This window comes from Rhodococcus aetherivorans (genome assembly GCF_025722975.1).
Taxonomy (GTDB): domain Bacteria; phylum Actinomycetota; class Actinomycetes; order Mycobacteriales; family Mycobacteriaceae; genus Rhodococcus; species Rhodococcus aetherivorans.
Genome location: NZ_CP106982.1, coordinates 4850160 through 4870780, shown reverse-complemented (window position 1 = coordinate 4870780; position 20621 = coordinate 4850160). Strand labels below are relative to the sequence as shown.

Sequence of the window (20621 nt, the reverse complement as noted above, 5' to 3'; positions counted from 1 at the left end):
CGACCGTCGCCGGGTGACACTCTCGACACGATGACCTCGACGCTAGGCCGGTCCGACCGGCGCACCACCCCGGAAGGCAACCCGGTCGAACCGGAGCAGCTGCGGATCCTGCTCGGCACGGCGGCCAGGGTGCCGGCAGTGACCCTCGCGTTGATCGCCACGCTGGTGGTGACCACGATGGTGGCCGCGAGCAGCGACCTGACCGGCATCTACGCGGCGATCGCGGGAAGCTGGCTGGCCCTGCATCAGGTGACGCTGACGATCGACGGGGTAGCGCTCGGCGTGCTGCCGTTGCTGCCGACGGCGGTGCTGGTGTGGCTGACCGCCCGGGCCGCGCGTTCGGCCACCGACGCCTTCGTCGCGCTCGGCGGCCGTCCGCTCGATCGTCGGAACGCCTCACGCATCGCCGTGGCCACCCTCGCCGGTCCGACGGTGATCACGATCGTGGCACTGATCGTGATCCAGGATGCGGCGAGTGTCCTGCCCGTCGTCACCCCCAATCCGGCGGCCGCGCTGGCCTGGGTGACGGCCCTCTACCTGCTCGGGGCCGGGCTCGGCATCGGTGCCCGGACGTGGCGGCCGCTGTCCGTCCGCTACGGCGTGCCGAACTGGCTGGTCGCCGCCGTGCGCCCCGCGGCCCGCGCGGTGCTGGGGATGTTCGCCGCGGCCGGGGTGGTGACCGTACTCGGGCTGCTGTGGTCGTGGACCGTGGTCGGTGACCTGATCGGCCGCGGCGGGGGAGTGACCGGGGCGTTCGGGTTGACGGTGCTGTCGGTGCTGTACCTGCCCAACGTGCTGATCGGGGCCGCCGCCGTGGTGGCCGGGAGCACGGTGCAGTTCGGCGACGTGACCCTGAGCCTGTTCGAGGCGACCGGCGGTGACCTGCCCGCGCTGCCGGTGCTCGCCGTGATCCCACCGGGACCGGCCGCGCCGTTCTGGCCGGTGCTGCTGGCCGTTCCCGCGACGGTGGGTGCGCTGCTCGGACGGTACGTCGCCCAGCGCCACCTCGAGGCGCGGGCCCGGGGGGAGTACGTGTCGTCCACCGACGCCGCGCTCACGGTGGTCGCTGCGGCGGCGCTCGCGGGCGCGACGAGCGCGCTGGCCACGTGGGTCGCCGGTGGCCCCCTGGGGATCTTCGGCGTGGTCGGCGGAAACTGGTGGCTTGCCGGGGTTCTGGTATTCGCGTGGTCGGGGCTGCTGGGCCTCGTCACGTCGCAGCTGCTGCTGTGGCGCGAGCACCGCCTGGCCGCGGCGGAGGCCGCCCGAGCGTCGGCCGCCGCGGAGGAGTCCGCCACGGAGACCGCCGCCGCCGAGAATCCCGACGGCGACGAGCCGGTCGAGGAGGCCGACGCCACCCCGCTCGACGAGGCGAAGGCGCTCGAGGCGGGCCCGGCGACGCCGACCGCCGACGTGCTCGAGGCCGAGATCGTCGAGGACGGCCCCGAGGGGCAGCAGGACCCCGCCGACGCCGGCACCGAGGGCGAGGACCCCGCCGAGCGCGTGGACCCCGCCGACGACGAGCGTGTGGACGTCGCCGACGCGGAGCTCGAGGACGCCGCCGACGAGCCGGGCGGGTCCGGCGCAACCGAGCAGGATGCCGGCGCGCCGCCGGAGCGCAACGGTGACCTGCCGGAGGGGGCCGCACCCCCCAAGGGCTAGGCTCTACCCGGCCGAGCATCCGGCCGACCCCTCTCGAGTTCCAGGAGTAGAGCGCTGACTGCCTCGCGTGACCAGCTGCCGCCGACTGCGCCGGCACGGGTCGTCGTCCTCGCCTCGGGCACCGGAAGCCTGCTGCGGTCGCTGATCGACGCGACGCACACGGACGGGTACCCCGCCCGGATCGTCGCCGTCGGAGTGGACCGCGAGTGCGCCGCCGAGGGGCATGCCGAGGCCGCCGGCATCCCGCATCTCCGCGTCGTGCTGCGTGAGCACCCGGACCGCGCCGCGTGGGACCGCGCCCTCACCGACGCCGTCGCCGCGCACGAGCCGGACCTGGTGGTCTCCGCCGGTTTCATGAAGATCCTGGGGCCGACCTTCCTGCACCGGTTCGGCGGCCGCATCGTCAACACCCACCCTGCGCTGCTGCCGGCGTTCCCCGGCGCGCACGCAGTCCCCGACGCCCTCGCCTACGGGGTGAAGGTCACCGGGTCGACCGTGCACCTGGTCGATTCCGGTGTCGACACCGGCCCCATCCTGGCGCAGGAACCCGTGCCGGTCCTCGACGACGACGACGAGGCCACCCTGCACGAACGCATCAAGGTTGTGGAGCGACGGTTGCTGGCCGACGTGGTCGCCGCCGTCGCCACCCGTGGAGTTGTATCCGATGGACGAAAGGCCGTGATCCCCAGTGACCGAACGTAAGGCTGTGCGACGTGCACTCGTCAGCGTCTACGACAAGACCGGTTTGGTCGAACTGGCGACGGGTCTGCACGAGGCGGGTGTCGCGCTGGTCTCCACCGGCTCCACGGCCGCGACCATCGCCGGCGCCGGCATCCCCGTCACCAAGGTGGAGGACCTGACCGGCTTCCCCGAGTGCCTCGAGGGCCGGGTCAAGACGCTGCACCCGCGAGTGCACGCCGGCATCCTCGCCGACACGCGCAAGCAGGACCACCTCGACCAGCTCGCCGAGCTCGGTGTCGAGGCGTTCGAGTTGGTCGTGGTGAACCTGTACCCGTTCACGCAGACCGTCGCCTCGGGGGCCACCCCCGACGAGTGCGTCGAGCAGATCGACATCGGCGGCCCGTCCATGGTGCGTGCCGCCGCGAAGAACCATCCGTCGGTCGCCGTCGTCGTCGACCCGGCCCGGTACGACGACGTGCTCGACGCCGTCAAGGCGGGCGGCTTCACCCTGCCGCAGCGCAAAGCCCTTGCCGCTGAGGCGTTCCAGCACACCGCCGCCTACGACGTGGCGGTGGCGAGCTGGATGAACGCCGGTTATGCCGTCCCGGAGGCGGACGCCGCCGAGCAGTTCCCGGCCTGGGCCGGTGCGACGTGGCAGCGTGCGGCCGTGCTGCGGTACGGCGAGAACCCGCACCAGGCGGCGGCGCTGTACGTGAACGAGGCCGGCGAGCCGGGCCTGGCCCGCGCCGAGCAGTTCCACGGCAAGGAGATGTCCTACAACAACTACCAGGACGCCGACGCGGCCTGGCGCGCCGCGCACGACCACGACCGGCCGTGCGTCGCGATCATCAAGCACGCCAACCCGTGCGGCATCGCGGTGGCCGACACCGTCGCCGAGGCGCACCGCAAGGCGCACGAGTGCGATCCGGTGAGCGCGTTCGGCGGCGTGATCGCCGTCAACCGCGAGGTGAGCGTGGCGATGGCCGAACAGGTCGCCGAGATCTTCACCGAGGTGATCATCGCCCCGGCGTACGCGGCCGGCGCGGTCGAGGTGCTCAGCCGCAAGAAGAACATCCGCATCCTGCGGGCCGACTCGCCGCAGGCGGCGCAGATCGAGCTGCGTCAGATCTCCGGCGGCATGCTGCTGCAGGAGCGCGACACCCTCACGGCGCCGGGTGATTCGGCCGGGAACTGGGAGCTGGCCTGCGGCGAGGCCGCCGACGCCGAGACCCTCGCGGATCTCGAGTTCGCCTGGCGCGCCTGCCGGGCCGTGAAGTCCAACGCGATCCTGCTCGCTGCGGGCGGCGCCACCGTCGGCGTCGGCATGGGCCAGGTCAACCGCGTGGACTCCGCCCGGCTCGCGGTCTCACGCGCCGGGGACCGTGTCACCGGATCCGTCGCCGCATCGGACGCGTTCTTCCCGTTCGCGGACGGCCTGCAGGTGCTCACCGAGGCCGGCGTCAAGGCCATCGTGCAGCCGGGTGGTTCGGTGCGCGACAACGAGGTGATCGAGGCCGCTCGCGAGGCCGGCGTGACCCTGTACCTCACCGGCGCACGGCACTTCGCGCACTGAGCGCCGCCCGGCCGCCCGCGCCGTCAGGCCGCGTGCGGGTGGCCGGTCGCCGGGCGGGTCACGGTCCGCGGCGCGGCGTCGCGGGCGTCGGAGATGACCAGCCGGGCGGCACCGCGGTCGAGCAGTTCGCGGATGAGGTCCGCAGCGGCCGCGGCCTGTTCGGTGCCGACGTGGCTCAGGTCGATCGTGATCGCGTGACCGGTGAGATCGTCGGGCAGGTCCTTGGGGACGGCGCCGGTGGCGCCGAGTCGCAGTTTCATCGTGTTCTCCTCTTACTGGACAAGATCGGTACGGGATAAAGAAAGGCACCCGAGGCGATGTGCCCGGGTGCCCGAGAAGGAGTCTTTCGAGTCGTCGACTCATTCCCGGGGTTGCCACTTGGCGAAGTGGAAGTACGCGTAGGTGTGTCGGCACCAGGTGGGTACGGCAATGCGCATCGACTTCGCCGCGATGACCTTGTCGTCTCGCATCGGACCGTACCTTTCTCGTGTGTTCCTACGGGTTAACCGGACACCATACCCGAGTAACGCGAATCTGACATCTTCTGTTTTCCGCCCATCTCGGGCGGCGGGTCAGAGCTTGGCGAGCCACGCCTCGAAACCGCGGGTGAACTCGTCCGAGAAGGGCAGATCGGCGATGTAGTCGGCGCCGGTGGACTGCTGGTCGCCGATGTCCTTGAGCACGTGGTTGGCCCGGTGCAGGCGCAGCGAGGTCAGGCTCGTGTGCACGAGTGCCGAGTCGAGGGCGTCGACGTCCTCGACCCGCACCTGGATGTCCTTCGCGGAGACGCTGGTGAGTACCGGCAGCGCCCCGTCGAGCTGGGCCGCGAGCATCCGCGGATCGAGGGCGTCCTCCTCGGCGAGGGCCTTTGCGTTGGCCGAGACCAGTCCGGCGTTGCGGAGCGGCTCGGGCAGGGTGTCGCTGAGGGTGCCGTCGGCCCGCAGCGATTCGACGGCGTCCGCGAGGGCGAGGCGCAGTTCGTCGGCCACCTGGATCGGGAGCTGACCGGCGTCGACGACGGCGTCGAGCTGGGCGTCGATCTGGGCGGTGAGCAGGTCCAGCAGCCGCACCGCCAGCGGCTCGAGCAGGGCGATGCCCGCGACGGGCGCGCCGGCGTGGGCGAGGGAGAGGGCGATGAGCGCGCCCTCGCTGTGCCCGACGACGTAGAGCCGCTCGGCGTCGACGCCCGGCTGTCCGGCGAGGAACCGCAGGCCGTCGGTGGCGGCGTCGATGAAGGTGGAGAATCCGAGGTCGGCGACGTCGGAGACGTCGTACGGACCGAGGCCGGTGACGCCACTGCCGAGCTTGTCGTAGCGCAGGCTGGCGAAGCCGTTGCGTTCGAGCACGTCGGCGAGGTGACGCAGGGTGCCGATCGGGCCGGGCAGCAGCGCGCTGTCGCCGTTGCGGTCGGTGGGACCGCTGCCGGCGAGCAGCAGCACGGCGGGGACGTCCCCGTCGCCCGCGGCGGGCACGCGCAGGCTGCCGTGCAGGGTCACGTCGCCGCTGGAGAAGGAGATGTCGGTGTCCGCCATGGCGTCGTGTCTATCAGAACCGGTCAGTCCGTCCGCAGGCGGCTCAGCCCTCGGTACCCGCGGTGGACGGCCCACGCGAAGCCGGCGAGCAGGGGCACCACGAGCAGCGGGACGACGAGCGCGATCAACGACGTGACGAAGGAGAGCAGGTCGTCGAGCAGTGACAGCGCCGGGTTGCCGAGTCCCGCGGTCGTGACCGTGCTCGCCGCGCGGGTGCCGGTCTGCACCGTGCTCACCGCCATCGCGGTCGGGGCGCCGACGACGATGCCGGCGAGGGCCGCCATCGCCGGGTCGAGATCGGCGAACGCGGCCCAGGCGGCGAGCGCGCCGGCGACGGGCCGCACGACGGTGGCGACGGCCGAGAGGACGTTGTCGACGAGGGGGACCAGGTCGGCGCCGATCTCGACGACGGTGGCGATCGCCAGGGCGGCGAGCGCGCCCGTCGACCCGACCCACTGCATCGACTCGTTGAGCGCGATCCCGAACAGGCCGAAGTGCACCGCGGTGCCGAGCATCAGCAGCGGGAGAAAGGTGCGCAGGCCGGTGGCGGCGGCCAGCCCGAGGCCCAGCAGTGCCGCGAGGAGCCAGGTGTCCATGGCGGGAGTGTAGGGATCGCCGCCGACATCGGGTACCGAACCGGGCCGGGCAGGCGCTCCCGCGCGGCGTTCCCGCCGCGGCGACGCGCCGCGGCTGCAGGTGCCGAAATCACCGAACGCTCGTACCTTGGGAGGGGTGACGTCACCCACAGTCAGGCCGTCCACCCTCGGCGAGCTGCGCGCCTCGGGCCATGTGCACCGCTCCGTCAAGGACGAGATCCGGCAGAACCTGCTCGCCGCCCTGCGCGACGGCATCGACCCGTGGCCGGGCATCGTCGGATTCGACGACACCGTCGTTCCGCAACTCGAACGCGCCCTCCTCGCGGGCCACGACGTGGTGCTGCTGGGCGAACGCGGTCAGGGCAAGACCCGGTTGCTGCGCACCCTGCCCCTGCTGCTCGACGAGTGGACACCGGTGATCGCCGGCTCCGAGCTCGGGGAGCATCCCTACGACCCGATCACCCCCGCCTCGATCCGCCGCGCCGCGGAGCTCGGCGACGACCTGCCCGTCGCCTGGCGGCACCGCAGCGAGCGCTACGCCGAGAAGCTCGCCACCCCCGACACCTCCGTCGCCGACCTGGTCGGCGACGTCGACCCCGTCAAGGTCGCCGAGGGCCGCAGCCTCGGCGACCCCGAGACCATCCACTTCGGTCTCGTACCCCGCGCCCACCGCGGCATCGTCGCCGTCAACGAGCTGCCCGACCTCGCCGAGCGCATCCAGGTCTCGCTGCTCAACGTGATGGAGGAGCGCGACATCCAGGTGCGCGGGTACACGCTGCGGCTCCCGCTCGACGTCCTGCTCGTCGCCAGCGCCAACCCGGAGGACTACACCAACCGGGGCCGAATCATCACCCCGCTCAAGGACCGGTTCGGCGCCGAGATCCGTACCCACTACCCGACGCAGCTCGACGACGAGATCGCCGTCATCGAGCAGGAGGCGCAGCTGCAGTCGCGGGTCCCGGACTTCCTGCTCGAGATCCTGGCCCGCTTCACCCGCCTGCTGCGCGAATCCACGTCGGTGGACCAGCGTTCCGGCGTGTCCGCGCGCTTCGCCGTCGCCGGCGCCGAGACCGTCGCGGCCGCCGCGATGCGTCGCGGGGCCGTGCTCGGCGAGGCCGACCCCGTCGCACGGCCCGTCGACCTCGGCACCGTCGTGGAGGTGCTGCGCGGCAAGGTCGAGTTCGAATCCGGCGAGGAGGGACGGGAATTCGAGGTGCTCGACCACCTGCTCCGGCGGGCCACGGCGGACGCCGCCCGCACCCGGCTGGCCGGGGTGGACCTCGGTCCGCTCGTCGCGGCCGTCGAGCAGGGCCGGCCGGTGGTGACCGGCGACCGGATCACCGCCAAGGCGCTGCTCGACGAGCTGCCCGACCTGCCCGTCCTCGACGTCGTCGCCGAACGGCTCGGCGCGGACGGCATCGGAACCCGGGCTGCCGCCGTCGAACTCGCCCTCGAGGGCCTCTATCTGGCGCGGCGCATCGCCAAGCACGCCGACGACGACGGTGCCGCGGTGTACTCCTGATGAGCCGGGGCGCGAGGTACGGACCTTACGACGGCGGCGACCCGCTTGCCCCGCCGGTGGATCTGCGTGAGGCCCTCGCCGCCATCGGCGAGGACGTGCTGTCCGGCAGTTCGCCGCGACGGGCGCTGCGGGAGCTGCTGCGCCGCGGGCACGGGTCCATGCGCGGCCTGGACCGGCTTGCCGCGCAGGCGAATCGGCGTCGCAGGGACCTGCTGGACCGCACGAATCTCGACGGCACGCTGCGTGAGGTGCGCGAGCTGCTCGACCGGGCCGTGCTCGAGGAGCGCAAGGCGCTCGCGCGCGCTCTCGACGACGAGGCCCGGTTCGCGGAGATGCGGATCGAGGAACTGCCCGCCTCCGCCGCCCAGGCCGTGCAGGAACTCGCCGACTACGACTGGCGCAGTTCGCAAGCCCGGGAGGACTACGAGAAGATCCGCGATCTGCTGGGGCGGGAGATGCTCGACCAGCGGTTCGCCGGGATGAAGCAGGCCCTCGAAGGCGCGACCGACGAGGACCGCGAACGTGTGAACCGGATGCTCGAGGATCTGAACGATCTGCTGGACAAGCATTCCCGCGGGGAGGACACCCAGGAGGACTTCGAGCAGTTCATGGCCGAGCACGGCGACTTCTTCCCGGAGAACCCCCGCAACGTGGAGGAACTGCTCGACTCGCTCGCCCAGCGCGCGGCGGCGGCGCAGCGACTGCGCAACTCGCTCAGCCAGGAACAGCGGGACGAGCTCGACGCTCTCGCCCAGCAGGCGTTCGGCTCGCCGAGCCTGATGTCGCAGCTCGACCGCCTCGACTCGCACCTGCGCGCCGCCCGTCCCGGCGAGGACTGGACCGGGTCGGAGCGGTTCCGTGGCGACCAGGGCATGGGCCTCGGCGAAGCGACCGGGGCGCTGCAGGAGGTTGCCGAACTCGACGCGCTCGCCGAGCAGCTCTCCCAGCAGTACGCCGGGGCCTCCCTCGACGACATCGACCTCGACGCGCTGGCTCGCCAGCTCGGCGACGAGGCCGCGGCCGACGCGCGCATGCTCGCCCAGCTCGAGAAGGAACTGCAACGGCAGGGGTTCTTCGATCGCGGCGCCGACGGGCAGTGGCGACTGTCGCCCAAGGCGATGCGCGAACTCGGCCGGACCGCGCTGCGCGACGTCATGGACCAGCTGTCCACCCGCGGCGGGCAGCGCGAGACCCGCCGTGCGGGGGCGACGGGCGAGCCCACCGGGGCGTCGCGTCCGTGGGAGTTCGGAGACACCGAGCCGTGGGACGTCGTGCGCACCCTCACCAACGCCACCCTGCGCGCTCCCGCGCGAATCCCGGTGCGGATGGACGTCACCGACGTCGAGGTCGTCGAGACCGAGCAGCGCACCCAGGCCGCCGTGGCACTGCTGGTGGACACCTCGTTCTCGATGGTGATGGACGGTCGATGGGTGCCGATGAAGCGCACGGCACTGGCCCTCAACCACCTGGTCTCGACCCGGTTCCGCGGTGACGCGCTGCAGCTGATCGCGTTCGGCCGGCACGCTCGGGTCGTCACCGCCACCGAACTCGCCGGGCTGGACGGGGTCTACGAGCAGGGCACCAACCTGCATCATGCGCTGATGCTGGCCGGCCGGCACCTGCGCCGGCATTCCAACGCCCAGCCGGTGGTGCTGGTGGTCACCGACGGCGAACCCACCGCGCACCTCGAGGCGGACGGCTACGCGGCGTTCGACTACCCACCCAGCGCCCGCACCCTGGGGATGACGGTCCGCGAATTCGATCATCTCGCCCGCGCCGGTGCGCACGTGACGATCTTCCGGCTCGGCGACGATCCCGGGCTGGCACGGATCGTCGACCGTATGGCCCGCCGGGTCGGTGGGCGGGTCGTCGCGCCCGACGTCGACGGACTCGGCGCCGCCGTCGTCGGTGACTACGTGCGGCTGCGCCGGCGGTGACTATGCGCGGCTGCGCCGCCGGTAACTATGCGCGGCTGCGCCGCCGGTGACTATGCGCGGCTGCGCCGCCGCTGACGCGGCCGTGCGCGGTTCCGGTAGTGGGAGCTACCGAAAGCGCGCACGGGTGGCGTCTACCTGCGCAGCGCCCGCCACGTGCTCACCGCGGCAGCCGACAGCAGTCCCGCGGTTACCAGGAACACCGAGGCGGTGCCGGCGACCCCGGCGATCGCGCCGGCTGCCAACGGCACCGACACCTGGCCGAGACGGTTGCCGGTGAGGCGTACCGCCAGCGCCGACGCCCGGTCCGCCGGTGCCACCAGTTCGACCACCCACGTCATGGTCAGCGGCTGCCCGAAACCCCAGAAGGCGCCGCAGAGCGCCAGGAGCGCGCCCAGCGCCCACGGGTTGGGCAGAAACGGCAGGGCCGCGACGGGCAGCGCAGTGCACGCCGTCGCCGACAGCAGCAGACGTCGCCGCGGGATCGTCCGCAGCGCCCACGGCAGCACCGCGCGCGAGACGATCGACGCGACGGTGCGGGCGGTGAGCAGAGCCGACACGAGCAGCACCCCGAATCCGAACTCCTCACCGAGCAGCGGCAGGTACGCGACGACGATGTCCACGGACGCCAGCACCACGAGGCTCGAGAACATCGCGGGCTTCATCCCGCGCGTGCGCAGCATCGACAGCACCGACTGCGGGGGCGCGTCGTCCGGGGTGCGTCCGGAACCGGGTGGTTCGCGCAAGCCGACGACGAACGGCAGGGCCATCGCGGCCAGAACCGTCATCACGAGCAGCGCCGGCGTGGTCTCGACGGTCTCGCCGTTGCTCGCCGCAGCGATCACGCCGGCGAGCGGCACCCCGATCGCCTGACCGACCGACACCCCGAGGGTGATGCCCGCGAAGCCGCGATCGAGCTCGCCCGGCGGCGACAGGATCGACACGAACGCCTGCCCCGACACCGTCACCAGGAGCTGACCGAGACCCAGGACGGCGTTGCCGAGACCGAGCACCAGCAGGTCCGGGCTGAGGGCGATGATCAGCGCACCGGCCACCGACACGACCACCCCGGCCCGGAGGATTCCGGCCGCGTGCCGGCGGTCGACGGCCCGGCCGAGTGGCACCGCGAGCACCAGCGGAACGAGGGCGAACAGGGCCGTCACCACGCCGATCACGGCCGCGTCGCCGCCGAGGGCGAGAACGCGGTAGGAGACGAGGACGCGCACCGACTGGAACGTCGCGTGCAGCAGCGCCGTCGCCGTGCACAGGAGCAGCAGCCAGTGCCGGGGGGTGCGGGCCATCGATCAGCCGGCCGTCACGATCCGGTCGGCGAGCGGCGCCCGCAGCGTCAGTTCGAGCACACCGGTGACGGCGATCATGATGCACGCCCGGTCCACCGCCTCGGGCAGCGTGCCGCCGCGCAGCGCCACCGTCACGGTGGTGCCGGACTCGGTGACGGTGGCGTCGACCCCGAAACACTCGGGTGTGCCGGTCTCGAAGTGGACGGCGATGCGGTCGCCGTCGACGCGGGTCCACGACTGTATCGGGATCGGGTGCGGGTCGACGAGATCGTCGCGGGCCGTGAAGACCGTTGCCCCCTCCGGCGTCGGCGCCTCGGGCAGGGCGGGGACGCCGGCGCCGCCCGGACCGCACGCGACGGCCAGGACGCAGCAGGCGGCGAGCAGCAGCAATCGCATGGGTCTCAACCTAGCCGTGCCCGTCATGCCAGCAGCGCGGCGACGACGCCGATCGCGGGTATCGAGGCGAGCGTGGTGACCAGCGCGGCGTCGCGGGCGAGCACCATGCCGCGGCCGTAGCGGCTGGCGTAGACGAACACGTTCTGTGCGGTCGGCAGCGTCGCCACCACGACGATCGCGAAGAGCTCGTGCCCGTCGAGGCCCATCAGGTGGCGGGCCATGACGTAGGCGAGGACGGGCTGCACCACGATCTTGAGTACCGAGGCGAGCGCGACGTCGCGGCGTGGGCTCGTGCCCTTTTCGAGCACCCGCACGCCCTGGAGCGACAGGCCGAACGCGAGCAGGGCACCCGGCACCGAGGCGCCCCCGAGGAGGTGGAACGGCTGCATCAGCGCGGTGGGCAGCGTCCAGCCGGCGACGGCGACGGTGAGCCCGGCCGCACCGGCCAGCACGATGGGGTTCTTGAACGGGGCGGTGATCGTCTCCATCCGGGACGCCCCGGCGCGCATCGTGGACAGGTCCAGCATCGTCAACGCGATGGGGGAGAACAGCACGATCTGGAACAGCAGGAGCGGCGCGACGAAGGAGGCGTCGCCGAGGACGAACACCGCGATCGGGATGCCGAGGTTGGCGGAGTTGACGTAGGAGGCGGCGAGCGCGCCGATCGTCAGTTCCGGCAGGGGCCGGCGCAGCCACAGCTTCGCGACGACGAGGTAGAGCGCGGCGACGGCGAACGCCGTGGCCGCGGCGACGTACAGGGTGGGGGAGAAGATCACCGACAGGTCGGAGGTGGCCAGCGAGTCGAACAGCAGCGCGGGGGTGGCGACGAAGAACACCATCCGGCTGAGCACGAACTGTCCCTCGGGTCCGAGCGTGCCGGTGCGGCCGAGCGCGAATCCGATCGCGATGATCACGAAGATGACGCTGAATCCCGCGATCACGCCCGACACCGACCGTCACAACCCTTCGTCACCACCCGACACTCAGGCGCTGCACGCCAGGCCGAGAACCTTACCGGCGGTAACGGCACCGCGGCTCACCGGGCGTGCCGGGCAGCAGGAACGATGCGGGTGGGAGCCCGGCCGGGCATCGCGGGCGAAAGTCTGCGATGCTGAAAAAATGCCGACCGACCCGATTGTTCACCCCCCGGCCAACGTCATCGCGCTGGCTCAGCATCCGCGCTACCAGCACGCCGACTGGACGATCTCGGAGCGGCTGGTGCGACGGCAGGAACTGGTCCTGCAGCATCTCGGCGTGTGCGGCGACGACGGTTCCTGAGGGGCTCCGGGCCCGGGACCGGCGCACCTCGCCGCCGTGCTCCGGGGCGGACTCAGGGCGTCACCGTGGCGACGAACGTCATTCGGTCCCCGCGGTAGAGCGACCGCCGCTGCTCGATCGGCGCGTCGTGCTGATCGTAGGAAACGCGGTTGAGCAGGAGCATGGGCGTGCGGATGTCGGCGTCGAGGAGTGCCGCCTCGCGGGCGTCGGGCAGGGTGGTCTCGATGTACTCGACCGCGCGCGCGAAGGTGATCCCGCGCGCGCGGATCGCCGCGTACAGCGACGACGTGGAGTCGAAGCTGTCGACGAGCCCCGGATAGCGATCGGCGGGCAGGCGCGTCCGTTCGAGTCCGACGCGGACGCCGTCGGTGAGCAGGACGCGTTCGAGTTCGAGGACGGGGTCGCCGACGGCGATCGCGAGTACCTCGGCGAGGTCGGGGTCGGCGGCGAGGTCGGTCCAGCCGACGAGAATGCGTCCCGCGCTGCGGCCCTCCGCGAGGGCGGCCTCGGTGTAGGAGCCGATGATCAGCGGTTGCAGGATCTTGGGCTTCGCGACGACGGTGCCCCGGCCGCGGCGTTCGATGCGGCCGTCGACGAGGAGTTCGCGCAGCGCCTGGCGCACGGTCTCCCGGGCCACGTCGAACCGGGTGGCGAGGTCGCGCTCGGAGGGCACCGGGTCGCCGACGGAGAGTTCGTCGAGCAGGGCGTCGACCTGATGCCGCACGATCTGGTGCTTGGGGACCCGGGCCTCGCGAGCGGTTGCTGTCACGCTCGAAGCGTACCGGATTTTGGTCTATACCAATTGTTCACCGCGCGTTCGCCTGCCGTCCCCTCATTGGTCTAGACCATCGCTCAGGCTCGGGGCCATGCGAATCCTGATCATCGGCGGCGGCATTCTGGGCACCGCCCACGCCGACGCCGCCGTCCGCCGCGGACACGACGTCGTTCACCTCGAACGCGAACCGGAGGCCCGGGGCGCCACCGTCCGCAACTTCGGCCTCGTGTGGGTCTCCGGGCGTACCGAGGGCGAACTGGCTGCCACCCTGCGCTCCCGCGAGTTGTGGGCCGACCTCGGCGCCCGCGTCCCCGGCATCGGTTTCCGGGCGAACGGGTCGATCACCCTTCTTCGCACCGACGCCGAGGTGGCCGTCGCCCGGGAGGCCGCGGACCGCGCCGACGCGCGTGACCGGGGCTTCACCCTGCTCGAGCCCGAGGCGGTCCGGCGGCTCAATCCCGCCCTGCGCGGCAAGTTCGTCGCCGGTCTGCACTGCAGCACCGACGCCGCCGTCGAATCCCGCGTCGCCTTGCCCGCGATCCGGTGGCACCTCGCCACCTCCGGGCGGTATCGATTCCGGCCGGAGACCGAGGCGCGCACCGTGACCCGCACCGCCCACGGCACCGTGCAGGTGCGCGACGACCACGGCGCCGTCCACGAGGCCGACCTCGTGCTCGTGTGCCCCGGAGCGACCCTGTCCGGTCTCGCCCGCGAACTCGGCGGCGACCTGCCCCTGCGCCGCGTGCGATTGCAGATGATGCAGACCGCGCCGCTGGGGGAGAAGCTCACCACGTCCGTCGCCGACGGCGACAGCCTGCGCTACTACCCGGGATTCGCCGGGGCCGCGCTGGAGGAGCTGAAGGCGCGCGAACCGCAGGCGCTCACCGCCGAGCGGCACCGCATGCAGCTGCTGTGCGTGCAGCGCCTGGACGGCGGGCTCACTCTCGGCGACACCCACGAGTACGACGAACCGTTCGCCTTCGACGTCGACGAGGCCCCGTACGAGCACCTCGTCACCGTCGCGGAGGACCTGCTCGGACGCCGGCTCCCGCCGGTGATGCGGCGCTGGGCCGGGGTCTACAGCCAGTGCCTCGATCCCACCGAACTCGTCCACCGTGCCCGCGTCGACGACGACATCTGGATCATCGCCGGGCCGGGCGGCCGCGGCATGACCCTCGGCCCCTACCTCGGCGAGCGGACCGCCGATCTCCTCGAGCTCTGAACATCCTCTCCCGCAACGATTCCGGAGTAGCAATGACTGTCATCCGACTGGCCGTGCTCGACATGGCCGGCACCACCGTCGCCGACGGCGGCCTCGTCCTCCGCGCCTTCGACGCGGCCGCCACCAGCGTCGGACTGCCCGCCGACGGGCCCGAACGCGACGCCGCCCGGAGCTACGTCCTCGACACGATGGGCCGGTCCAAGATCGTCGTCTTCCGGTCCCTGTTCGGCTCCGAGGAACGGGCCCGCGCCGCGAACGCCGCCTTCGAGCGGGCCTACGACGAATTCGTCGACGCCGGCGAGGTCGAGCCGATCCCCGGGGCCGCCGAGGCGATCACCCGGTTGCGCGACGCCGGCCTCGCCGTGGCCCTCACCACCGGCTTCAGCCGCACCACCCAGGACCGGCTGCTCGCCGCCCTCGGCTGGGAGGACCTCGCCGATCTCACCCTCGCGCCGTCCGACGCCGTTCGCGGCCGGCCGTACCCCGACCTGGTGCTCACCGCGCTGCTGCGCGCCGAGATCGACGACGTTCGCGAGGTCGCCGTGGTCGGCGACACCGTGGGCGACATGCTCTCCGGCCGCCGCGCCGGTGCCTCCGTCGTCGCCGGCACCCGCACCGGCGCCCACGACGAACAGGCGCTGCGCGACGCCGGGGCCACCCACATCGTCGATTCCGTCGCCGACCTGCCCGATCTGCTCCTGCAGTCCTGACAGACACCCCGACCCCGAGGACTTCCCGACATGCACTGCTCCAGCCGAACGGTCGCCGCGACCGCGCTCGCGACCGGCCTCGCTCTCGCCCTCACCGCCTGCGGCGGCTCCGATCCCGACGCCGTCAACGCCCAGGGCTTCCCCGAGAAGCTCACCCTGGCCGCGATTCCCGCCGAGAACTCGGCGGACCTGCAGGCCGGTTACGACCCGCTCATCGCGCTCCTCGAGCGCGAGACCGACGCCGAGGTCGAGTTCGTGCAGGCCTCCGACTACGCCGGCGTGGTCGAGGGCATCATCGCCGACAACGTCGACCTCGCCTTCTTCGGCCCGTTCGCCTACGTCGTGGCCGGCGTCAACGGCGCCGATGTCAGCCCGCTCGGCGCCGTCGTCCAGGCCGCCGGCGGCGAGCCGGGTTACCGGTCCTACGGCCTCACCCGCTCCGACAACACCGAGATCGACGGCATCGACGACTTCGCCGGCAAGGACGTGTGCTTCGTGGACCCGGGATCCACGTCCGGATTCCTCTACCCCTCCGCGGGACTCATCGAGGCCGGCGTCGTCGAATCCGGCACCGAGCAGGCCGTCGCCGCCGGTGTGAACCCGATCTACGCGGGCGGCCACGACGCCTCGGCCCTCGCGATCGCCGCCGGCGACTGCGATGCCGGATTCGCCTTCGACACCATGGTCGACGAGACCATGATCGCCAGCGGCGACCTGAAGGAAGGCGAACTGAAGAAGGTCTGGGAGTCCGAGACGATCGCCGGCTCGCTGTTCGTGGCGAGCAACTCGCTCGGTGCCGACACCGTCGACCGGCTCCGCACGATCTTCGTCGACAAGGCCAACGCCGATCACATGCGCGCCGCGGGACTGTGCGACGGCGAGTGCCGCATCACCGACGAACGGGCGTGGGGCGTCGTCGCCGCGACCGACGCCGACTACGAGGGCGTGCGCGAGGTGTGTGCCCTGACCGAGTCCGACAAGTGCAAGGGCTGAGTTGAACAGCGATCACACCGTCGCGGGCGACGAAGACCTCACCGTCGCGGGTGACGAAGACCTCACCGTGGCGGGCGATGATGTCGTCGTCTCCGCCCGTCGCGTCACGAAGAAGTTCGGCGACACCGTGGCTCTCGACGGTGTCGACCTCGAGGTGCACCGCAGCGAACTCGTCGTGCTGCTGGGCCTGTCCGGCTCCGGCAAGTCGACGCTGCTGCGTTGCCTCAACGGTCTGCACAGCGTCACCGACGGGGCCGTGGAGGTGGCCGGCACCCGCGTCGATCTGGCGTCCCGCGCCGAGCTGCGCATGCTGCGGCGGGAGGTCGGGTTCGTCTTCCAGCACTTCAACCTCGTCGGACGGCTCAGCTGCCTCGAGAATGTCCTCGTCGGCGGGCTCGGGCGCCTGCGCCTGCCCCGCTACGGCGCCGCGACGTACCCGAAGCGGATGCGCACCGAGGCCCTCGACCACCTCGACCGCGTGGGGCTGGCCGACCTCGCGGATCGTCGCGCCGACACCCTCTCCGGTGGGCAGCAGCAACGGGTCGCGATCGCGCGGACGCTGATGCAGCGTCCCACCGTCCTGCTCGCCGACGAACCGGTCGCGTCCCTCGACCCCGAGAACGCCGGGGTGGTGATGGACCTGCTCTTCCGTGTGTGCATGGAGGACAAGCTCACCGTCGTGTGCACCCTGCACCAGGTGGACCTCGCGCTGGGCTGGGCCCACCGGATCGTCGGCCTGCGCGGCGGACGGAAGGTGCTCGACCGGCCGGCCGTGGAGCTGAGCAGGGGTGAGGCCATGGACATCTACCGGCGGGTCGACCCGGCCGCCCGGCCGGCCTCGGCGCCGACGGGACCGTCGTGAGCACCGCCCTCGCGCCGTCGCCGCCCGACCGTGTCGGGCGGCGCCTGCCGCGGTCGGCCGTCCGCCGCCGGCGTCTGCTGGGAACGTGCGCGGCTGTCGCTCTCCTCGTCGTCCTGGTCTCCGCCCGCTACATCGACTTCGCCCCCGCGGCACTGCTCGACGGGCTCGACGACGTCGCCGGCCTGCTCGGCCGCATGTTTCCACCCACCCTCGACGATCCGGGCCGGATCTGGAAACTCGCCCTCGACACGCTGCTGATGGCGGTGCTCGGGACGGTGCTCGCGACCGTCGCGTCGGTGCCGCTGGCCTTCCTGGCCGCCCGCAACACCACCCCGCACCCCGCCGTGTACACGGTGGCGCGCGCGGTGATCACCTTCTGCCGGGCGGTGCCGGACCTGCTGTTCGCGGTGCTGTTCGTCCGCGCCCTCGGCATCGGTGTCCTGCCCGGCGTGCTCGCGCTCGCGCTGCATTCCATCGGCATGCTCGGCAAGCTGTTCGCCGACGCCGTCGAGCAGACCGATCCCGGACCACGGGAGGCGGTACGCAGCACGGGTGCCGGCTATGTCCGCGAGATGCTCAATGCCGTGGTGCCCCAGGTGGTTCCGTCCTGGATGGGTACCTTCGTCTACCGCATCGACATCAACCTGCGCACCTCCGTCGTGCTCGGTTTCGTCGGTGCCGGCGGCATCGGGTTCGCGCTCCAGGACGCCCTGCGCGGACTGGTGTATCCGCGGGCGTTGGGCATCGTGTGCGTGATCCTCGCGATCATCGCCGCGATGGAGGTGCTCGCGGTCGTCGTCCGGCGGGTTCTGCTGGCACCCTCCGTTCCGGATCCGCGCCGGGAAAGAGCCGCGCGACTCATCTTCTCCGGCACGGTCGCCGCCGCCACGATCGGTGCACTGATCAGCCTGCGTATCGACCCGCGTGCGCTGGTCACGTGGATCGGTCCGTCACTCGAGGTGTTCACCCGGCTGCTCCCGCCGGACTTCACCGCCGTCGGCGGCAGGCTGCTCGACGCCGTCCTGCAAACCTTCGCGATCGGTGCGGTCGCCACGGCCGCCGGGATCGTGCTCTCCCTGCCGTTCGGGATACTCGCCGCCCGCAACGTGTCCCCGAACTCGGCTGTGTATTGGTCGGCTCGCTCGGTGATCCTGTTCGTCCGCGCGGTGCCCGAGCTGATCCTCGCGGTGATCTTCGTCGCCGCGATCGGCCTCGGTCCCGTCGCGGGGGCGTGCGCACTCGCTCTCGGATCCGTGGGATTCCTCGGCAAACTCGTGGCGGACGCCGTCGAGGAGATCGATCCCGGGCCGGTCGAGGCGGTGCGGGCCGTCGGCGGGGGCTGGTGGAAGACGTTGTTCGCGGCGGTGATTCCGCAGGCGGTGCCGTCCGTCATCGGCTCGAGCCTCTACCTGCTCGACGTCAACATTCGCACCTCGACGGTGCTCGGCATCGTCGGCGCCGGCGGCGTCGGCTTCCTGCTGTTCGAGGCGATCCGCACCCTGAACTTCGAGTTCGCCGGAGCGATCGTGATCATCGTGTTCGCCGTCGTCTACCTGATCGAAAGGATGTCGGGATGGATCCGGTCGCTGGTGGTCTGACGCGCGCGGCCGTGTGGACCGGCGACGGCGTCGACGTGCGCGACGTCCCCGTCCCGCGGCTCGGTGACGGGGAACTGCTGGTGCGTGTCCGGCTCGCAACCGTGTGCGGCAGCGACCTGCACACCGTCGCCGGACGGCGGCCCGGGCCGCGGCCGTCGGTGCTGGGGCACGAAGCCGTCGGTGACGTCGTCGCGGCCGGTCCCGGTGCCGGGACCGTCGTCGGCACGCGCGTCGTGTGGACTGTCACGGCCTCGTGCGGCGCGTGCGACAGGTGCGTGTCCGGGCGGACCGCCAAGTGCCGGGCCGTGCGCAAGGTGGGGCACGAACCGTTCGACGGCGACTGGGCGTTGTCGGGCGGCTACGCCCACCACATCGTGCTGCCGGCCGGGGTGGGCGTGGTTCGGGTGCCGGACTCGGTGCCGGACGTCGTCGCGGCCCCGGCGGCATGTGCGACGGCGACGGCGGTCGCCGCTGTCGAGGCGGCCGGTGACGTCGCCGGACGGCGGGTGCTGGTGTGCGGCGCCGGCCTGCTCGGGGTCACCGCGATCGCGCTGTGCGCGGCGGCCGGTGCCGATGTGCGCGGCGCCGACCCGGATGCGGAACGGATCGCGGTGGCCGAGCGGTTCGGGGCCCTCGGCGACGAGGGCGGCCCCGTCGACGTCGCGCTCGACTTCTCGGGATCCGTCGCGGCGGTGGGGGAGTGCCTGCGCCGGCTCGACGTCGGGGGCCGCCTCGTGCTGGCCGGGTCCGTGACGCCGGGCCCTTCGGTGCCCCTCGACCCCGAGGCCGTCGTGCGGGGGTGGCTCACCGTCACCGGAGTCCACAACTACGAGCCCGCCCACCTCCGTCGTGCCGTGGCGTTCCTGACCCGCACGGCCGGTACCTACCCGTGGGACGAACTCGTCGCCGAACCGGTCCGGCTGGACGATCTCGCGGACGCCCTGCGTCGGCCCGCCGCGCCCGCCCTGCGCGCGTCCGTCGCCCCGTGAGCGCGCACTTCTCGTGACGACACGCCGTGACTCAGCGCGAATTGTGCGCACTCGGCGGTCGGACGGAAGCGCCTGCCGCTCGAAGCCGCATCCGCACGCGCTCCACGACCGATCCAGGGCGCAGGCGCAGTTGTTCGGAGTTGACGCGGACCACGGACCAGCCCAGCGCCGCAAATGCCTCGTATCGTTCGATGTCCTTGGTGCGCTGTCGCTCGTCCGTCCAGTGATGGATGCCGTCGTACTCGACGAGGGTGCGCCATTGCTTCCAGCCCAGGTCGGCCCACCCGAGGACGCGTCCGTCCACGCCGGCGACCGGGACCTGGGTGCTGGGGCGGGGTAGGCCGCCACGCACGAGAAGCAGCCGTACCCGCGTCTCCGGGAGCGACTCGGCTCCGGGGTCGACCAGTGGGAGCGCCTGCCTCAGCCGCCGCACGCCGCGGGCGCCGCTGTGCCGATCGGACAGTTCGGCGACATGCGCAGGGTCCAAGCGGGTGGCACGGCACAGCGCGTCGAGCTGTTCGACCGCGGTATCCAGGACGAGACGACGGCCGAGATCGAACGCGGTCCGGGCCGGAGACGTCACCCGCATGTCTGCCAGCGTGCACACTTCGTCGTCGAGGATCGTCTCGGCGTGCACGACGACCCCGTCCGTACCCCGGCGGCTACCGCGTCGGATCAGTTCGGCGGGCGCGGTCGCGTCGATCCATCGGCTGCCGAACAGGGCAGCGGCCGAGTAGCCGGCCAGCACGCCGTCGCCTCCCGCCCAGAGCCATGCGGCCCGTGCGCGGCCGTACGGTGTGACGGCCGCGTCCCGGTGGATGTACACGTCCCGGTGTACGCGCCGGAATCGCCGAAGTTGGTGCGGCGTGAGAAGGCCCGCCCGTACGGCCTGCGTCCCCAGGAACGGTTCGTCGAATTCCCCCATGATCGCCGAGGATGCCCGGTGACCGTGCGGGAGGGAACCGCGGTCGCGACGGCCTGTGGACAACTCGCGCGAGTG

Annotated in this window: 20 protein-coding genes; 12 read left to right on the top strand and 8 right to left on the bottom strand. The window is 72.1% G+C overall.

Going from position 1 to position 20621, the window contains the following annotated elements; all coding sequences use genetic code 11:
* The first annotated feature begins 30 nt into the window (after positions 1 to 30).
* The 3 genes from OCS65_RS22170 to purH are packed head-to-tail and all read left to right on the top strand — an operon-like array spanning position 31 to position 3913.
* On the top strand, positions 31 to 1659 hold the full coding sequence (locus OCS65_RS22170) for a cell division protein PerM (RefSeq protein WP_231771905.1): 1629 nt from the start codon (positions 31 to 33) through the stop codon (positions 1657 to 1659).
* Between the two features lie 54 nt (positions 1660 to 1713).
* Positions 1714 to 2361 carry a phosphoribosylglycinamide formyltransferase gene (gene purN / locus OCS65_RS22165; RefSeq protein WP_072634590.1) on the top strand — a complete coding sequence of 216 codons (648 nt, stop codon included), beginning with the start codon at positions 1714 to 1716 and terminating at the stop codon, positions 2359 to 2361.
* The gene (gene purH / locus OCS65_RS22160) at positions 2348 to 3913 is read left to right on the top strand and encodes a bifunctional phosphoribosylaminoimidazolecarboxamide formyltransferase/IMP cyclohydrolase (RefSeq protein WP_263507635.1); all 1566 of its coding nucleotides are present in this window, start codon (positions 2348 to 2350) and stop codon (positions 3911 to 3913) included. Before purN ends, purH begins: the two co-directional genes overlap by 14 nt.
* 23 nt (positions 3914 to 3936) lie before the next feature.
* On the opposite strand, the gene OCS65_RS22155 is transcribed toward purH, so the two are convergent.
* From OCS65_RS22155 to OCS65_RS22145, 3 genes are all read right to left on the bottom strand, one after another.
* Positions 3937 to 4173, bottom strand: coding sequence for a hypothetical protein (locus OCS65_RS22155; RefSeq protein WP_006945013.1), 237 nt, complete (start codon positions 4171 to 4173; stop codon positions 3937 to 3939).
* Positions 4174 to 4485: 312 nt separating this feature from the next.
* Positions 4486 to 5445, bottom strand: coding sequence for an alpha/beta hydrolase family protein (locus tag OCS65_RS22150; protein WP_006945011.1), 960 nt, complete (start codon positions 5443 to 5445; stop codon positions 4486 to 4488).
* Between the two features lie 23 nt (positions 5446 to 5468).
* Positions 5469 to 6041, bottom strand: coding sequence for a DUF4126 domain-containing protein (locus OCS65_RS22145; RefSeq protein ID WP_263507631.1), 573 nt, complete (start codon positions 6039 to 6041; stop codon positions 5469 to 5471).
* Positions 6042 to 6177: 136 nt separating this feature from the next.
* Between OCS65_RS22145 and OCS65_RS22140 the strand changes: the two genes are divergently transcribed.
* Together OCS65_RS22140 and OCS65_RS22135 are read left to right on the top strand one after the other, a co-directional pair.
* Positions 6178 to 7563, top strand: coding sequence for a sigma 54-interacting transcriptional regulator (locus OCS65_RS22140; RefSeq protein ID WP_029542008.1), 1386 nt, complete (start codon positions 6178 to 6180; stop codon positions 7561 to 7563).
* The gene (locus OCS65_RS22135) at positions 7563 to 9500 is read left to right on the top strand and encodes a vWA domain-containing protein (RefSeq protein WP_006945008.1); all 1938 of its coding nucleotides are present in this window, start codon (positions 7563 to 7565) and stop codon (positions 9498 to 9500) included. Before OCS65_RS22140 ends, OCS65_RS22135 begins: the two co-directional genes overlap by 1 nt.
* A 131-nt stretch (positions 9501 to 9631) precedes the next feature.
* Here the strand turns inward: OCS65_RS22135 and OCS65_RS22130 are convergent, their stop codons facing one another.
* Genes OCS65_RS22130 through OCS65_RS22120 form a run of 3 tightly spaced genes read right to left on the bottom strand, consistent with a single transcriptional unit; the run spans position 9632 to position 12144 of the window.
* Positions 9632 to 10798: an MFS transporter gene (locus tag OCS65_RS22130; protein WP_029542013.1), complete on the bottom strand. Its 1167-nt coding sequence runs from the start codon at positions 10796 to 10798 to the stop codon at positions 9632 to 9634.
* A 3-nt stretch (positions 10799 to 10801) separates the two neighbouring features.
* A complete protein-coding gene (locus tag OCS65_RS22125; RefSeq protein WP_072634593.1) occupies positions 10802 to 11194 on the bottom strand; it encodes a large secreted protein in 393 nt (130 codons plus the stop codon).
* A 23-nt stretch (positions 11195 to 11217) separates the two neighbouring features.
* Positions 11218 to 12144, bottom strand: a complete 927-nt coding sequence (locus OCS65_RS22120) for an AEC family transporter (protein WP_006945002.1) — start codon at positions 12142 to 12144, stop codon at positions 11218 to 11220.
* Here OCS65_RS22120 and OCS65_RS22115 point away from each other — a divergent pair.
* The gene (locus OCS65_RS22115; RefSeq protein WP_263510393.1) at positions 12101 to 12472 is read left to right on the top strand and encodes a hypothetical protein; all 372 of its coding nucleotides are present in this window, start codon (positions 12101 to 12103) and stop codon (positions 12470 to 12472) included. The two genes, OCS65_RS22120 and OCS65_RS22115, sit on opposite strands and share 44 nt — an antisense overlap.
* 52 nt (positions 12473 to 12524) lie before the next feature.
* Here the strand turns inward: OCS65_RS22115 and OCS65_RS22110 are convergent, their stop codons facing one another.
* Complete coding sequence (locus OCS65_RS22110) at positions 12525 to 13241, bottom strand: GntR family transcriptional regulator (protein ID WP_006945000.1); 717 nt, start codon at positions 13239 to 13241, stop codon at positions 12525 to 12527.
* 97 nt (positions 13242 to 13338) lie between these two features.
* Here OCS65_RS22110 and OCS65_RS22105 point away from each other — a divergent pair, with 97 nt between their 5' ends.
* The 6 genes from OCS65_RS22105 (at position 13339) to OCS65_RS22080 (ending at position 19621) form a co-directional block, all read left to right on the top strand.
* A complete protein-coding gene (locus OCS65_RS22105) occupies positions 13339 to 14469 on the top strand; it encodes a TIGR03364 family FAD-dependent oxidoreductase (RefSeq protein WP_161994958.1) in 1131 nt (376 codons plus the stop codon).
* A gap of 32 nt (positions 14470 to 14501) precedes the next feature.
* Entirely contained in the window at positions 14502 to 15179 is a 678-nt protein-coding gene (locus OCS65_RS22100; protein ID WP_231771901.1) for a phosphonatase-like hydrolase, read from the top strand.
* Positions 15180 to 15209: 30 nt separating this feature from the next.
* The gene (locus OCS65_RS22095; RefSeq protein ID WP_065922896.1) at positions 15210 to 16172 is read left to right on the top strand and encodes a phosphate/phosphite/phosphonate ABC transporter substrate-binding protein; all 963 of its coding nucleotides are present in this window, start codon (positions 15210 to 15212) and stop codon (positions 16170 to 16172) included.
* Between the two features lie 67 nt (positions 16173 to 16239).
* Positions 16240 to 17034, top strand: a complete 795-nt coding sequence (phnC, locus tag OCS65_RS22090) for a phosphonate ABC transporter ATP-binding protein (protein WP_065923521.1) — start codon at positions 16240 to 16242, stop codon at positions 17032 to 17034.
* Positions 17031 to 18632, top strand: coding sequence for a phosphonate ABC transporter, permease protein PhnE (phnE, locus tag OCS65_RS22085; RefSeq protein ID WP_168579302.1), 1602 nt, complete (start codon positions 17031 to 17033; stop codon positions 18630 to 18632). The genes phnC and phnE overlap by 4 nt, the downstream gene beginning before the upstream one ends.
* On the top strand, positions 18608 to 19621 hold the full coding sequence (locus OCS65_RS22080; RefSeq protein ID WP_263507625.1) for a zinc-binding dehydrogenase: 1014 nt from the start codon (positions 18608 to 18610) through the stop codon (positions 19619 to 19621). Before phnE ends, OCS65_RS22080 begins: the two co-directional genes overlap by 25 nt.
* Before the next feature lie 31 nt (positions 19622 to 19652).
* Here the strand turns inward: OCS65_RS22080 and OCS65_RS22075 are convergent, their stop codons facing one another.
* Complete coding sequence (locus OCS65_RS22075) at positions 19653 to 20546, bottom strand: DUF559 domain-containing protein (protein WP_263507623.1); 894 nt, start codon at positions 20544 to 20546, stop codon at positions 19653 to 19655.
* Positions 20547 to 20621: the final 75 nt, after the last annotated feature.

What these genes read in the sequence shown, in the direction of transcription:
- OCS65_RS22105 (WP_161994958.1), top strand. Translation starts at nt 13,339, where the DNA reads ATGCGAATCCTGATCATCGGCGGCGGCATTCTGGGCACCGCCCACGCC.
- OCS65_RS22075 (WP_263507623.1), bottom strand. Translation starts at nt 20,546, where the DNA reads ATGGGGGAATTCGACGAACCGTTCCTGGGGACGCAGGCCGTACGGGCG.
- OCS65_RS22150 (WP_006945011.1), bottom strand. Translation starts at nt 5,445, where the DNA reads ATGGCGGACACCGACATCTCCTTCTCCAGCGGCGACGTGACCCTGCAC.
- OCS65_RS22115 (WP_263510393.1), top strand. Translation starts at nt 12,101, where the DNA reads ATGATCACGAAGATGACGCTGAATCCCGCGATCACGCCCGACACCGAC.
- OCS65_RS22100 (WP_231771901.1), top strand. Translation starts at nt 14,502, where the DNA reads ATGACTGTCATCCGACTGGCCGTGCTCGACATGGCCGGCACCACCGTC.
- OCS65_RS22130 (WP_029542013.1), bottom strand. Translation starts at nt 10,798, where the DNA reads ATGGCCCGCACCCCCCGGCACTGGCTGCTGCTCCTGTGCACGGCGACG.
- OCS65_RS22080 (WP_263507625.1), top strand. Translation starts at nt 18,608, where the DNA reads ATGGATCCGGTCGCTGGTGGTCTGACGCGCGCGGCCGTGTGGACCGGC.
- OCS65_RS22145 (WP_263507631.1), bottom strand. Translation starts at nt 6,041, where the DNA reads ATGGACACCTGGCTCCTCGCGGCACTGCTGGGCCTCGGGCTGGCCGCC.
- OCS65_RS22155 (WP_006945013.1), bottom strand. Translation starts at nt 4,173, where the DNA reads ATGAAACTGCGACTCGGCGCCACCGGCGCCGTCCCCAAGGACCTGCCC.
- OCS65_RS22125 (WP_072634593.1), bottom strand. Translation starts at nt 11,194, where the DNA reads ATGCGATTGCTGCTGCTCGCCGCCTGCTGCGTCCTGGCCGTCGCGTGC.
- OCS65_RS22095 (WP_065922896.1), top strand. Translation starts at nt 15,210, where the DNA reads ATGCACTGCTCCAGCCGAACGGTCGCCGCGACCGCGCTCGCGACCGGC.
- OCS65_RS22170 (WP_231771905.1), top strand. Translation starts at nt 31, where the DNA reads ATGACCTCGACGCTAGGCCGGTCCGACCGGCGCACCACCCCGGAAGGC.
- OCS65_RS22135 (WP_006945008.1), top strand. Translation starts at nt 7,563, where the DNA reads ATGAGCCGGGGCGCGAGGTACGGACCTTACGACGGCGGCGACCCGCTT.